The organism is Thiothrix sp. UBA5583 (assembly GCA_002425225.1).
Classification (GTDB): Bacteria; Pseudomonadota; Gammaproteobacteria; order Thiotrichales; family Thiotrichaceae; genus Thiothrix; species Thiothrix moscowensis.
In genome coordinates, this window is record DILV01000007.1 from 1 (window position 1) to 13,342 (window position 13,342).

Here is a 13,342-nt window from a genome sequence, read left to right on the forward strand (position 1 = left end):
ATTTTTAATGCGATTGCCCTAAGCTATTGTAATTGCTCATACACGTTTGCCGCATAAGTGTATGACAAACCGCTCAGTGTCAAGCCGTGCAAGATGGCTTCCCGGCTGTTGAATGCCGCTTGGGGTGTTGGGAAAGTACCGGCGCGTACCAGTTCTTCGCACATCCACGCCACGTTTGCGTAGGCGGTGCGTATTCCAAACTGTGGATTGATCTGGAACATCCGGTAGATTTCGGAACTCATCCGTAACCAGATTAACTGGCGTTGGTCTTTGAAACGGTCAAGGGTGGCGGCGATTTGCTGCGCGGTTGGGGTCATGACGGGAATAATCGCCCTGAAAATTTGATAGCTCAGGTCAATCAGGTTTTCGCTGCTGGCTTGCAGGGTGTATCCACCACGTTCGCAGTAAAACAACTGCTGCTTGAATTCGCTGATTTCCACCGTCAACCAGTCTTCGGTGTATTCACCGAAAGCAGGCCAGCGGTTGATGCGGTAGGGTAATTGTTGCGCCAACGTCTGCAATTGCGTGGCGTAAGCAAGGTGGTCACGCAGCGGGAGCAAACTGGTCAGATCACGGAATGGAATGCTGGTGGTCGGAGTGGGTAGCGGCATTGCGGTTGTTTCCAAAAACAGGATCATAAAGCGATTGAGTGCAGCTTTCCATGCGGGGTTGGGCATTGTTCACTTGCGTGCTGCCTGCTCTATACTCTATGCCCCCGACGGGTGATAATAGCCCTAACAATAATACTCATAGGACACCACCATGTTGCGTATTTTTCCGCTGCTGTTGTTTTTCCTCTTGTTGTCCCCGGCACATGCCAACCCGTTACCGCCTGATCAAGTCCCCGACCCACTCAAACCTTGGGTAGGCTGGGTGCTGGATGGGCACAAAGACCGCAATTGTCCCTACCTCTACAATGCCGAGCAACGCCAGTGTGCCTGGCCAGGTTCGCTGGAACTGCAACTGACCGACACAGGCGGTACTTTTACCCAACATTGGCAAGTGTACGGTGAAACCGCTGTGCGGCTACCCGGCAATGCGCAATACTGGCCGCAGCAGGTGCGCAATGGCGAGAATACCCAGCTTGCCGTCACGGAAAAGGAAGGCTACCCGGTCTTGCAATTGCAGGCAGGTAGCTACGACCTCAGCGGACAATTTTTCTGGGACAAACTGCCCGAGGCGCTATTCGTTGCCCCGGATACGGGTCTGGTCAAGCTAAGCGTGAATGGCAACCCGATTGCCACGCCGGAATTCAACGAGGCAGGCAGCCTGTGGTTGAGCAGCAACACGCAGGAAGCCAGTGAAGACAACCTTGAAGTGCAAGTCTTCCGCAAGGTGGAAGATACCCACCCATTGCAAGTGACCACCAGCATCCAGCTACGGGTTGCAGGCAAACAGCGGCAGGCGGAACTTGCCCCGGTATTGCTGGACGGTTTCATCCCGCTGCATCTGGATAGCCCCCTGCCAACCCGCATGGGGCAGGATGGCAAACTGCAAGTGCAATTGCGTCCCGGTGAATGGACACTCAAACTGACCGGGCGTGCCACCGCCAGCCTGAATGCTCTGGCTTTGCCTGCCAGTAGCGCACCCTGGCCTGCGGAAGAGGTGTGGGTATTTGCCGCTGACCCTGCTATGCGTCAGGTGCAGGTGGAAGGTGTGAACAGCATTGACCCCAGCCAGACGCGCTTGCCAGAGGAATGGGCAAGTCTGCCTGCTTACCTGATGACTACGGGTGGCAACATGACATTGGCAGAACAGCATCGCGGCATGGCTTCCAGCCCGGCACAGCTCAGTTTGCAGCGCCAGTTGTGGCTAGATTTCGATGGTGGTGGCTACACGCTACAAGACCGCCTAAACGGCACACTGGCGCAGGAATCACGTCTGGAAGTATTGCCCGACATTCGTCTGGGGCGCGTCAGTCTGGATGACGAGCCGCAACTGATAACCCGCCAAACCAACGGGCAAGCGGATGGGGTGGAAGTACGTAGCCGTAACCTGAACCTGGAAGCTGACAGCCGTTATGAAGCCGCTGGCGGGTTGCCGGTCAGCGGCTGGCAACAGGAATTACAACAAGTGACCACTACCCTGTACTTGCCTGCTGGTTGGCTGCTGTTTGCAGCCTTGGGAACGGATAACCTGCCGCATACTTGGTTGCAGCAGTGGAACCTGCTGGATCTGTTTCTGGTGCTGTTGATCGTGGTGGCAAGCGGCTATCTGTATGGCTGGCAATGGGGTGCTGTTGCTGGGGTTGCCTTGCCGCTGACTTGGCATTTGCCAGATGCACCGCAATACATCTGGCTGAATTTGCTGGCAGTGGTGGCGTTGTTGCGTGCCTTGCCTGCGGCTTATACAGGCTTGCGCCACTGGCTGGAACGTTACCGCTGGTTGAGTCTGCTGATTCTGGTGCTGATTGTATTGCCCTTTGCTATCGGTACGGTGCGTACTGCCTTGTATCCGCAACTGGAACAGGCCAGTAGCAATATGGGCGGATTTGGTATGGCGTTTCAGGCTGATAAGGCGGCTGTTGCACCTGTACCGGCTCCCATGCCTGCTGCTCCGGCGGCTGCCCCACCGCTGGAAATGGCAGCCGATGCAGTGACAAACGTGATGGAAGAACAAGCTGCCCAGCAGGTTGAGCGCAAAATATCGGTTCCCAAGGTGCAAGCATCCGGCGAGTATCAGGATAGTGGTTATGGTTCCGTATCGTCTTACGCCAAATCCGGGTTGGGAGCCAAGCGTGAAGCCAATCTGCGCACTATCGACCCCAACAGCATGATCCAGACCGGGCCTGGTTTGCCACAATGGCAAGGCGACACGGTGGTGCTGGAGTGGTCTGGTGTGATTACCCCGGAAGAGCGGGCTGATTTGTGGCTGATTCCACCACTGGCGTATTCCTTGCTGAAACTGCTAGGGGTGTTGATATTACTGGTGTTTGCCCTGCGACTGGCGCTGTTGTCTGGTCTGGGTGGCGGCTGGTGGCAACGTTTTCTGCCCACTGCGCGTAGTGGGCAAGCTGCCGCCCTGCTACTGGCATTGCCGTTGCTGACAGGCTCACCGATACCTGCTGATGCTGCCGAGCCACCCACGCCACCGACTGACATGCTGCAAGCCTTGCAGGAGCGTCTGTTACGTGCGCCAGACTGCTTGCCGGAGTGCGCCCAAATTGACGTGATGGACATGCAGTTGCAAGCCAGCAGCCTGACCGTGCGCTTGCGAGTACATGCGGCTACCCAGGTTGCTGTGCCCTTGCCGGGTAGTCAAAGCACTTGGTTGCCGCAAACTGTACTGGTGGACGGTACTGCCAGCCAGACCCTGCGGCGTGATGATGAGCAGCAGTTGTGGGTGGCGCTGGATCAGGGGCAACATGACGTGCTGTTGCAGGGGGAATTGTCTGCCCGCAGCAACATGGCTTTACCTTTGCTCCTTAAGCCGCACCGTGTGACCTGGCAGGGCGAGGGCTGGCAGGTGGATGGCTTACGTGATAATGCCGTGCCCGAAGACCAGTTGCAGCTTAACCGCACGGCAGCGGTGGCGGATGCCAGTTCGCAGGACATGCCGACCCTGCCTGCTTTCGTCAAAATCAGGCGGCAGCTTGATCTGGGGCTGGACTGGTATGTGACGACCACCATTACCCGCGTGTCTGACAGTGCTTCCCCCATTACCTTGACAGTGCCGCTGCTGGAGGGTGAGCAACCGCTGAGTGAGCAGTTTACCGTCAAAGATAAAACCATTCAGATCAACCTCAAGCCACAGCAGGATACGCTGGAATGGACTTCACGCCTGCCTCAGGCAGAGAAGCTACAGCTCACCGCCAGCAACAACAGTGCATGGCTGGAGGAATGGCAGGTGGCTGCCAGCCCGGTATGGCATGTGGAGGCCACTGGTTTGCCAGTCAATGCTTATGAGGAAGATGCCAAACAGAGTTTGTTGCTATGGAAGCCGTGGGCAGGTGAAACCCTCACACTAGCGATCAACCGTCCGCAAGGCACAGAAGGTCAGACTGTCACCATTCTCGGTAGCCAGCTTGCCGTAGAGGTTGGCAAACGCGCCCGTGACGTGAGCCTACGTCTTAACCTGCACAGCAGCCGGGGTTCGCAACATACGCTGACCTTGCCGGAGGGTGTGGAGCCAAAAAGTCTGACGGTGGATGGAACCAAACAGGCTATCCAGCAACAGGGCAACAAGCTGGTGTTGCCATTACTGCCCAAAAAACAGGAAGCCGTACTGGAATGGCAGGAAACGGGCGCAATGCCGCTTGGCTACCGTTTTCCGCTGCTGGATTTGGGCTTGCCCAGTGTCAACAGCGAGTTTCGCCTGCAACTGCCGGAAGACCGTTGGGTTTTGTGGGTAAACGGGCCACTGATGGGGCCTGCGGTATTGTTCTGGGGCATGTTGCTGGTATTGCTGGTGCTGTCGGTGGCGTTGGGGCGTTCCGGTCTTGCCCCGCTGCGAAGCTGGCAATGGTTCCTGTTGGGCATTGGCTTGAGCCAGAGTAGCCCTTACCTGATGGTACTGGTGGCAGGCTGGCTGGTGGCACTGGCATGGCGCGGCAAGGCATCGCCGGACGCACGGCCTTGGTGGCAATTCAATCTGTTGCAGGTCGGGTTGGTGATGTTGACGGTATTTGCCCTGTCTGCCCTGATTGGGGCGGTTGCCAAAGGTTTGCTGGGTTTGCCGGAAATGCAGATTGATGGCAATGGTTCGTGGGCACAAAACCTGTTGTGGTATCAGGATCGTTCCGGCAACTCACTGGAACAGCCGTTGGTGATCAGTGTGCCGCTGTTGTATTACCGTGTGCTGATGCTGGCGTGGGCCTTGTGGCTGGCAATGGCCATACTGGGCTGGTTGCGCTGGGGCTGGCAGGCGTTTGTGCAGAATGGCTTGTGGCGGCAGAAACCGCCTAGGGTAACTCCGGCAGTTGCGGCTCAAACCAGTGTTTCCTCAGCCACAACAGGAAATGATGCTTGAGTAATCGGGATGAAGACTGGATGCGCCATGCCTTGGGGTTGGCGCAAAAAGCGGCAGATCAGGGCGAAGTGCCAGTGGGGGCAGTACTGATCCGTGATGGTGAAATTCTGGGAGAGGGCTGGAACCAGCCGATCAGCTTGCATGACCCTTCGGCCCACGCAGAAATGTTGGCATTACGCGCAGGTGGTATTGCCGCAGGCAACTACCGTTTGCCGGGTTCCGTGTTGTATGTGACGCTGGAACCCTGCCCGATGTGCGTGGGGGCGATGATCCATGCGCGGGTGGAACGGGTGGTGTTTGGTGCTTTTGACCCCAAAACCGGCGCGGCAGGTAGTGCTTTCAAGCTGTTGGGCGACGAACGGCACAACCACCGAATCAGTGTATCCGGTGGCGTGCTGGAGGAAGCGTGCGCGGAAGCCTTGCGGGCATTCTTCCGCGCACGGCGGCTGGCTCAATCAGCGACCAAGCAGACGGGCTAGCAAGCGTTCCCACCAGGTCATCGGACGCGGCGCGGGTGCAGGTGTCGGAGCTGGCGTGGGTGTAGGACTAGGTGTTGGTGTCGGAGTGGGCGTTGGCACAGGTGTCGGAGTGGGTGTTGGAGTTGGCACAGGTATTGGCGTCGGGGTTGGAGCCGGAACCGGAGTAGTGCCCGCCCGTGAGAACTTGATCAGGTGTTCCACAATGGCTGCCAGTGGTGCACTTTGCGATTTGGAGGCAGATTGTGCCGCAGTCCGCCAGGCTTGTGGCAATGGGCTGCCTTGTGCCCAGCTTCCGCTTGCCTGTGCGTCGTAACTGGTTTGCGCCCGTGCGCTTTTGGCGGGTGTCCACAGGAAGTCGGGATGCAGGTTCTGATACCATTCCCCACCGATGATTTTCTTGTCCGCGTCCAGTTCCAGATCGTAATAGTAAGTGGCTTGCTGGATGGCATCATGACTGGGGTTGTCTTCTTCCCGGTGTGAAGGTCTGGTTTCCACCACATAGGAAACCGTCATCTGGATGCCTACCACAAATTTGGTGTTTGGGCTGCGGAAAGCACGGAATTTGTCAGCGGTAAAACTTGCCATGCTGATCATGGCTTCATCCAGCTTGCTCTTGTACTTGCGTGTCTGTGGGTCGAAGTAGCGGTAGCTGTAACCGTAGGTCGGCTGGTTCCAGACTTCGTAGTCGTAGGTAACATCCAGCACCATGCTGCGTTTGCTGACGCCAATCTGGTTGACGACTGCCAGATGCCAGGTACCGGGGTTGGTGTCGAAACACTGGCTGGAGGTGGTGCGTCCGGTGGATGAATCGGTAGCAGGTTCCTTGTCATTGCAGCGCCCGCCGATGAAACGGGTAGCAGGCGCAACATTCGCCCACAGCAGGGATGCGAGTGCCTTGATGTCGGAAGGGTAAAAAGTAATGGGCACGTTGTTAGGGGTTTTCACCGTGATAGCCTTGGTTGGGCGACCCAGCATGTAGGCTCCCGGAGCCCAGCCGTGGCAGATACCCATCCAGCTTTCAACTTCGCCGTGCATGTCGTAATAGCTTTTGCCTTCTGCCCAGCCTGCCTTGGTTAGGGATTCATTGGCATCGCCAACCAGCGCATCGTATTTTTCTGCGGGGGACAGTTTGTTGATGCGGCTGGCACTGCCGCTGGTAAGGATGGCGGATGCCGGATTGCTGCGGATGTAATCGTGGTTGGCTTTCCAGTCAGCAGAAGCCGGGAAGGAAGGGTCAGCGTAACGTGCGCCGAGAATGCCCTTGTAAATGGCCCAGTAGTCATCTGACCAAGGGGACTCTGCTAGGGTAGCCTGCATCAAACCGGCGCTTTCAATGTCTGCCAGCTTGTTGTATTTGAAGGTATCCACCAGATTTTCAGCACGGTCGTTGGAAGCAATTGCTGCGCGGGTTTCACCGCCTTCACCTTGCAGGATGTGCATCCGCTGGCTGTCACGTGCTGCAATGAAGGCTTTGCTGTCAATGGCTTCCTGTGAAAACAGGGTTGCACCTGTGGTGGGGTTGCCTGCCGCATCGGTTTTCGGTGGGCGACGTTGCATGAAGGTAACGGTATCCTGGGAAAACGCCTGCAAGTCGTCATTGATCCGTTTTTCAACATCATTAGACATGAAACACTCCTTGTTGGTCGGGTCAGGAAGCCCGCGACCAGATGGTTATGGTTTTTAAATGTACTTACCCCCGTGAGTATAGCTGTGATTTATTAGGCAGCGATGAAAACCGATCAAATGTAGTGCCACTGGTCGAAAAAAGCCGCTTGTCCGGCGTGGTTTCCCTGAATATCGTGCAAATTCCATACAATGGCATTCTGGATCAGGAAACGTTGCCCGTTGCTGGCAATCCGCACTCCGGCGTAATTGTCGATGTAGCCTTGCCGTGATACCGTCTGCAACAGGTGTTCGCGTTCTTCGCGTGCCAGCGGTTCGGCGGAATAGCGAGATGGCAGGTGGGTCAGGGTGTCCCAGTCCATCGCAAACAGTTGCAGGGCAGCCCGGTTGCCGTAGGTGAACACCGGGTCAGCAGCCGTGTTGTGTGACAACAGCACGAACGGGGCGTCATCCAGCACCCGTGCGGTGCTTTCACCCTCCCACACCAGCCCGCCGAGGTCACGCCCGACGTAATGGCGGAAGCTGCGGTGCAACAGGTGCAGGTGAGCGGTGAGTTGGGCAATATCCATCATACGCTGGCCAGGTTCCCCTTGGTTTCCAGCCACTGCTTGCGGTCAGCGGCACGTTTTTTTGCCAGCAGCATGTCCATCACGGTATCGGCGGCTTCGCTGTCGTCGATGCTGAGTTTGACCAGACGGCGGGTGTCGGGGGAAATGGTGGTTTCGCGCAATTGCAGCGGGTTCATTTCGCCCAGACCCTTGAAGCGGGTGACAGTGATCGTGCCACGCTTCTTTTCGGCAGCAATGATGTCGAGCCGTGCCTGTTTTTCGGCTTCATCCAGTGCGTAATAGACTTCCTTGCCGATGTCGATGCGGTACAGCGGCGGCATGGCGACGTAGACATGCCCGGCAGCTACCAAGGGGCGGAAGTGTTTCACGAACAGCGCACACAACAGGGTGGCGATGTGCGCCCCATCCGAATCCGCATCGGCAAGGATGCACACCTTGCCGTAGCGCAACTGGCTGAGGTCACAATGCCCCGGTTCCACACCGATGGCGACGGAAATGTCGTGCACTTCCTGTGAACCCAGCACCTGTTCCGGGTCAACTTCCCAGGTGTTAAGGATTTTACCGCGCAACGGCATGATGGCTTGGAACTCACGGTCACGCGCCTGTTTGGCAGAGCCGCCCGCCGAGTCACCTTCCACTAGGAACAGTTCGGTGCGGTTGGTGTCCTGCGAAGAACAATCTGCCAGTTTGCCGGGCAGGGCGGGGCCTGCGGTGACGCGCTTGCGGATGACTTTCTTGCTGGCCCGCATCCGCCGCCCGGCGTTGCTGATGGCGAACTGCGCCAACTGGTCGCCGATCACGGTGTTCTGGTTGAGGTAGAGGCTGAAAGCGTCCTTGATGACGCCACTAACGAAACTGGCGGCTTCGCGGGAAGACAGGCGTTCCTTGGTTTGCCCAGCGAATTGCGGCTCCTGCATCTTGAACGACAGGACGAAGGCGATATTGTCCCACACGTCATCCGGGGTCAGTTTCAGCCCGCGTGGCAGCAGGTTGCGGAATTCGCAGTATTCGCGCAAGGCATCGGTCACGCCGGTGCGCAAGCCGTTGACGTGTGTACCACCTTGTACGGTGGGGATCAGGTTGACATAACTTTCCTGCACCGCTTCACCACCTTCCGGCAGCCATAGCAACGCCCAGTCAAGCGCTTCACGCGGGGAAGACAGCGAACCGGTGAACGGGGTCTCAGGCAGGGTGATGAATTCGTTGACGGCATCGCGCAGGTAGTCCCGCAGGCCATTTTCGTAATACCACTCGGTGACTTCCGCTTCAGTCGCTGAAGCATCGGTAAAGCGGATGCGCAAGCCGGGGCACAGCACCGCTTTTGCCCGCAGGTTGTGTTTGAGGTGGCGGACGCTGAATTTCACCGTGTCGAAGTATTTTGCATCCGGCCAGAAATGTACCGTCGTGCCGGTTTCGCGCTTGCCTGCCTTGCCGATCACTGCCAGTTCGCTGGCCTTGTTGCCGTCGGCAAAGCCCATGCGGTAAAGCTGGCTGTTGCGCTTGATGGTGACTTCCAGCTTACGCGACAGGGCGTTGACCACCGATACGCCCACACCGTGCAAGCCACCGGAGAACTGGTAGTTCTGGTCGGAAAATTTGCCGCCTGCGTGCAGGGTACAGAGGATGACTTCCACCCCCGGTTTGCCCTGCTCGGGGTGAAGGTCGACGGGCATCCCGCGCCCGTTGTCGCTGACAGCGATGGAACCGTCAGCGTGCAGGGTGACTTCAATCTGGTTGGCGTGTCCGGCGAGGGCTTCGTCCACGCTGTTGTCGATCACTTCCTGCGCCAGATGGTTGGGGCGGGTGGTGTCGGTGTACATGCCGGGGCGTTTGCGTACCGGGTCAAGGCCGGTGAGGACTTCAATCGCCGAGGCGTCGTAGGTGTTGTTGCTCATTGTTTGTTTTGGTTTGTCAAATCATGCAAGGTTGTGCAGCTTAACCCAGCGGGATGTAGTGCTGCAAAATGTTCTGCTGGAAACTGGTGGGCAATTCATCCCACTCCAGCAAATCGACCCGGAAGAGCAGGGAGCTTTCCTCCAGTGCTTCGCGGGCGGCATAGACCTGGCTTGTTTGCGTGTTTGGCACAAAAGCGATCAGATCAAGGTCAGATGTGGGGCGGGAAGTGCTTTTTGTCCGTATTTACTGGGTTTTAATGGGTTCGCCGAATTCACGGTTAACGTGGAAAAATGCGATGAAACGCTTTTCCGCTGAACTTAGGTTGCCAGGTAGCTTTTTGTAACGTTTTTCAAAGGCTTTGTATACCTTGTCGTATTTGCGTTGGGTGAATACCATTGCAATCCCGGAATTGGCATTAAAATCAGGGTAACGCATAATCCGGGCGAACAAGATATGGTGGTGCGGTTTCAGAGTACGGCTTAAGCCCATATCGGTAACGGTAACTAATGGCTCGGTTTTGTTCAGTAGATTACGCAGTGTGACGGTGTATTCAAGGCGGTTAGCCGCAACAACACCGTATAGACTGGTTTTGGCAGCATTGTAAATAGTCAGTGTTGTATGTTTGCTGGTATTGCTTATATCGGTTTGTTCAAGTTGCTGTTGTACCAACGTTTTGCCATCACGGGAGCGAAAGTCAAAGAGAATGAAATCCAGTCGGTAGTCAATCTCGATTTCCTGATGGTAGACAAAGTTTCCATCTTCATCGAATGAATCGAGCCTTTGTGCTGCCCCCGAGTATGCTTCATCTGTAATCAAGTTGGTTAGTTCTTCATTCAATAAAAGATTTTCTTCGCGGGTTTTCTGGTAAGCGATGATTCTTGGTGTTTCCATTGTGCCCATGTGGTTTTGCATATCTTGTAACAAGGCATCCCGCAACTCTGCTGGAATGTTGTCAACAATGGTTTTGATGTTTTCGATGGCATTGTCATGCTTACTCATGGCTATATTTAACCTCCACTTGCTTCTGTGCATCTTTGATGGCTTGAGGGGATTTTGTGATGACTGGTTATACCTTCCTGACGAACTCCGATTTCAGGCTCATCGCGCCAATGCCATCAATTTTGCAGTCGATGTCGTGGTCGCCTTCCACCAGCCGGATGTTTTTCACTTTCGTGCCGACCTTGACCACCAATGATGAGCCTTTCACTTTCAAATCCTTGATGACGGTAACAGTGTCGCCGTCTTGCAGGACATTGCCGTTGGCATCCTTGATGACCCGTGTTTCTTCTGCGGCGGTAGCGGCAGTGGATGACCACTCGTGGGCGCATTCCGGGCAAACGTACATCGCACTGTCTGCGTAAGTGTATTCAGAGCCGCATTGTGGGCAGGCTGGCAGGTCGCTCATGGGTATTCCTGATCGGGTAAAAGGTTGCAAGGGTAACGATTGTGGCAGGCTAGCGCAAACCGTCAGTGTGCCTCGGCTTTCAACATCAGTACACTTGCCGCTAAACCCAGCAGAAAGAAACCAGTGACCAGTGGCAATACCGTACCGTCATAACTTTGCCCGATCAGGATACCCAGCGGAATGGCGGTCAGTGTCGACAACGAGCCGATGACAGAGGCAGCAATACCGGCAATATGCCCCAGTGGTTCCATTGCCAATGCATTCAGGTTGCCGAACATGATCCCCAGTGCCACGAAGGCCAGACTGAGGTATACCATCAGGCTGGTGAGGGATGGCTGCCCGCCAGCCTGATAGGTTATCACCCAGAAGATTGCCGATAGCAGGGTAAAGGCAAGGATGGCGCGGTGCGACAACCAGCGCATTCCATAATGCATCACTAGTCGAGCATTCAGGAATGATGCCCCGCCAACAGAGAACGCCAGCACTGCAAAATACAGCGGAAACTGTTCCCCCAGCCTGTACTGGATTTGCAAAATCTGCTGTGATGAACTCAGGTAGCTGAGGAATACGCCAAACACCAGCCCGGCAGTCAGCATGTACATCATGCTGCTACGGGTTGTGAGGGTTTCCCGCAAGGCTTGCTGTAATGTCTGGCTATTAAGGGGGCGGCGTTTGTCCGCTGGCAGGGTTTCCGGCATCCGCAGCCAGAACCAGCCAGCCACAATGACCGCCAAGAGCAGAAAGCCGCTGAAAATGCTGCGCCAGCTTGCCAGCAACAGGATGGCTTGCCCCAACGACGGTGCAATCATTGGAACCAGCACGAAAATGCTCATGGTGAACGACAGTACTCTTGCCATGCCACGCCCTGCGTAGCAATCACGCACCAGTGCCATGGTCAGGATTCTGGGGGCTGCTGTGCCCAGACCTTGCAGGAAGCGCCCCAGCAGCATCTGGGAAAAATCCTGTGCTAGCATCGCCACCAGACTACCCAGCATGAAAATGATCAATCCCGCATACATCAGTGGTTTGCGCCCGTAAGCATCTGACAATGGCCCGACCACGATTTGCCCGAATACCATGCCGACGAACAGGGTGGAAATGATCAATTGTGGTTCATTGGCATGTTGTACGTGCAGATCCTGTCCAATAATGGCAAGGGCAGGCAGCATCGCATCAATGGACAAAGCCGTCAGGGAACTGAGCATCGCAATCAGGGTGACGAATTCGCCAAAGCGGGGCATAGTAGGTTGCATGAGCGTATACAGGTGAATGCAAAGCGGAAAGTGTAGCAGTTTTCCCTTGTTTGCCTACGTATATTCACCCATACCATTACAAAAGTGAGACAATACCTATCATTGGTCAGCCTGAAAAGGTCTTTTCATGTACAACAAAGCGAAGTTACCTTGATGGACGAGTACGAACGCATAAAAATTGGTATCAGCGCCTGCCTGATCGGGCATGAAGTCCGTTACGATGGCGGGCACAAACGTGATGCCTATATAACCAACACGCTTGGTCAATACTTTGATTTTATGCCGCTATGCCCTGAAGTCGGTGTGGGGCTGGGTGTGCCGCGCCCCACCATGCATCTGGTGCGAATGGGTACAGACATCCATGCGGTGGACATCAAGGATGCCAGCATCGACCACACCGAACGGCTAGCCGGTTATATTGACAAAGTGACGGCACAACTGGCGCAGGTCTGTGGCTATATCCTCAAAAAGAATTCCCCCAGTTGCGGCATGGAACGGGTCAAGGTGTACAACCTCTCACGCTCCAACCTGCCACCTGAACGCGATGGTACGGGTATTTTTGCCCAAACCCTCAGGCAACGTTTCCCCTTGCTGCCGGTGGAGGAGGAAGGGCGTTTGTGCGACCCGGTATTGCGTGAAAATTTCATCGGGCGGGTATTTGTCTACCATCGCTGGCGCGGTCTGGAAGCTACCGGGCTGACACCAGCATCACTGGTTGATTTCCATGCTGACCACAAATACATCCTGATGGCACATGATCAGGAACAAGCCCGTGAATTGGGGCAAATGGTGGCGCAAGTCGGCAAAGTAGAGAATTTCCAGCAACTGGCTGATGCCTATATCCAACTGCTCATGCAATCGCTGGCAAAACGGGTATCACGCGGGCAACATGCCAATGTCTTGCAACACTTGATGGGCTATCTGAAAGCCCATCTTGACGCAGGCGACCGGCAGGAGCTGCTGGCAACCATTCACCAGTATCGGCAGGGGTATGTGCCACTGATTGTGCCGATTACCTTGCTCAAGCACCATTTCCGGCGACATCCTCAGCCTTATGTCGAGCGTCAGTATTACCTGACACCGCATCCGGGGGAGTTGATGCTGCGCAACCAGTTGTAATCGAAATATTTTATACTTCCTGAAACTTGC

11 protein-coding genes are annotated in these 13,342 nt (G+C 55.7%); 3 read left to right on the forward strand and 8 right to left on the reverse strand.

The genetic code is table 11. From position 1 onward, the window contains the following. Positions 1-23: 23 nt before the first annotated feature. The gene (locus B2U47_RS01290; protein WP_296677566.1) at positions 24-611 is read right to left on the reverse strand and encodes a hypothetical protein; all 588 of its coding nucleotides are present in this window, start codon (positions 609-611) and stop codon (positions 24-26) included. Positions 612-762: 151 nt separating this feature from the next. Here B2U47_RS01290 and B2U47_RS01295 point away from each other — a divergent pair, with 151 nt between their 5' ends. Both B2U47_RS01295 and tadA read left to right on the forward strand, forming a co-directional pair. Next, positions 763-4,968, forward strand: coding sequence for a hypothetical protein (locus B2U47_RS01295; RefSeq protein WP_296677563.1), 4,206 nt, complete (start codon positions 763-765; stop codon positions 4,966-4,968). Beyond that, positions 4,965-5,447: a tRNA adenosine(34) deaminase TadA gene (gene tadA / locus B2U47_RS01300; RefSeq protein WP_296677561.1), complete on the forward strand. Its 483-nt coding sequence runs from the start codon at positions 4,965-4,967 to the stop codon at positions 5,445-5,447. The genes B2U47_RS01295 and tadA overlap by 4 nt, the downstream gene beginning before the upstream one ends. On the opposite strand, the gene B2U47_RS01305 is transcribed toward tadA, so the two are convergent. From B2U47_RS01305 to B2U47_RS01335, 7 genes are all read right to left on the reverse strand, one after another. Further along, the gene (locus tag B2U47_RS01305; protein WP_296677558.1) at positions 5,424-7,073 is read right to left on the reverse strand and encodes a hypothetical protein; all 1,650 of its coding nucleotides are present in this window, start codon (positions 7,071-7,073) and stop codon (positions 5,424-5,426) included. The two genes, tadA and B2U47_RS01305, sit on opposite strands and share 24 nt — an antisense overlap. A 113-nt stretch (positions 7,074-7,186) precedes the next feature. Continuing rightward, positions 7,187-7,642, reverse strand: a complete 456-nt coding sequence (locus tag B2U47_RS01310) for an MEKHLA domain-containing protein (RefSeq protein WP_296677556.1) — start codon at positions 7,640-7,642, stop codon at positions 7,187-7,189. Continuing rightward, on the reverse strand, positions 7,639-9,534 hold the full coding sequence (gene parE / locus B2U47_RS01315; protein ID WP_296677554.1) for a DNA topoisomerase IV subunit B: 1,896 nt from the start codon (positions 9,532-9,534) through the stop codon (positions 7,639-7,641). Before parE ends, B2U47_RS01310 begins: the two co-directional genes overlap by 4 nt. 40 nt (positions 9,535-9,574) lie before the next feature. After that, entirely contained in the window at positions 9,575-9,724 is a 150-nt protein-coding gene (locus B2U47_RS01320) for a hypothetical protein (protein ID WP_296677550.1), read from the reverse strand. A gap of 54 nt (positions 9,725-9,778) precedes the next feature. Then, complete coding sequence (locus B2U47_RS01325; protein WP_296677548.1) at positions 9,779-10,534, reverse strand: hypothetical protein; 756 nt, start codon at positions 10,532-10,534, stop codon at positions 9,779-9,781. 67 nt (positions 10,535-10,601) lie between these two features. Then, a complete protein-coding gene (locus B2U47_RS01330; RefSeq protein ID WP_296677545.1) occupies positions 10,602-10,940 on the reverse strand; it encodes a zinc ribbon domain-containing protein YjdM in 339 nt (112 codons plus the stop codon). A 62-nt stretch (positions 10,941-11,002) separates the two neighbouring features. After that, entirely contained in the window at positions 11,003-12,181 is a 1,179-nt protein-coding gene (locus B2U47_RS01335) for a multidrug effflux MFS transporter (protein ID WP_296683333.1), read from the reverse strand. 165 nt (positions 12,182-12,346) lie between these two features. Here B2U47_RS01335 and B2U47_RS01340 point away from each other — a divergent pair, with 165 nt between their 5' ends. Continuing rightward, a complete protein-coding gene (locus tag B2U47_RS01340; RefSeq protein WP_296677538.1) occupies positions 12,347-13,312 on the forward strand; it encodes a YbgA family protein in 966 nt (321 codons plus the stop codon). The last annotated feature ends 30 nt before the right edge of the window (positions 13,313-13,342 follow it).

What these genes read in the sequence shown, in the direction of transcription:
- B2U47_RS01295 (WP_296677563.1), top strand. Translation starts at nt 763, where the DNA reads ATGTTGCGTATTTTTCCGCTGCTGTTGTTTTTCCTCTTGTTGTCCCCG.
- B2U47_RS01335 (WP_296683333.1), bottom strand. Translation starts at nt 12,181, where the DNA reads ATGCCCCGCTTTGGCGAATTCGTCACCCTGATTGCGATGCTCAGTTCC.
- B2U47_RS01290 (WP_296677566.1), bottom strand. Translation starts at nt 611, where the DNA reads ATGCCGCTACCCACTCCGACCACCAGCATTCCATTCCGTGATCTGACC.
- B2U47_RS01340 (WP_296677538.1), top strand. Translation starts at nt 12,347, where the DNA reads ATGGACGAGTACGAACGCATAAAAATTGGTATCAGCGCCTGCCTGATC.
- B2U47_RS01325 (WP_296677548.1), bottom strand. Translation starts at nt 10,534, where the DNA reads ATGAGTAAGCATGACAATGCCATCGAAAACATCAAAACCATTGTTGAC.
- B2U47_RS01310 (WP_296677556.1), bottom strand. Translation starts at nt 7,642, where the DNA reads ATGATGGATATTGCCCAACTCACCGCTCACCTGCACCTGTTGCACCGC.
- parE (WP_296677554.1), bottom strand. Translation starts at nt 9,534, where the DNA reads ATGAGCAACAACACCTACGACGCCTCGGCGATTGAAGTCCTCACCGGC.
- B2U47_RS01330 (WP_296677545.1), bottom strand. Translation starts at nt 10,940, where the DNA reads ATGAGCGACCTGCCAGCCTGCCCACAATGCGGCTCTGAATACACTTAC.
- B2U47_RS01305 (WP_296677558.1), bottom strand. Translation starts at nt 7,073, where the DNA reads ATGTCTAATGATGTTGAAAAACGGATCAATGACGACTTGCAGGCGTTT.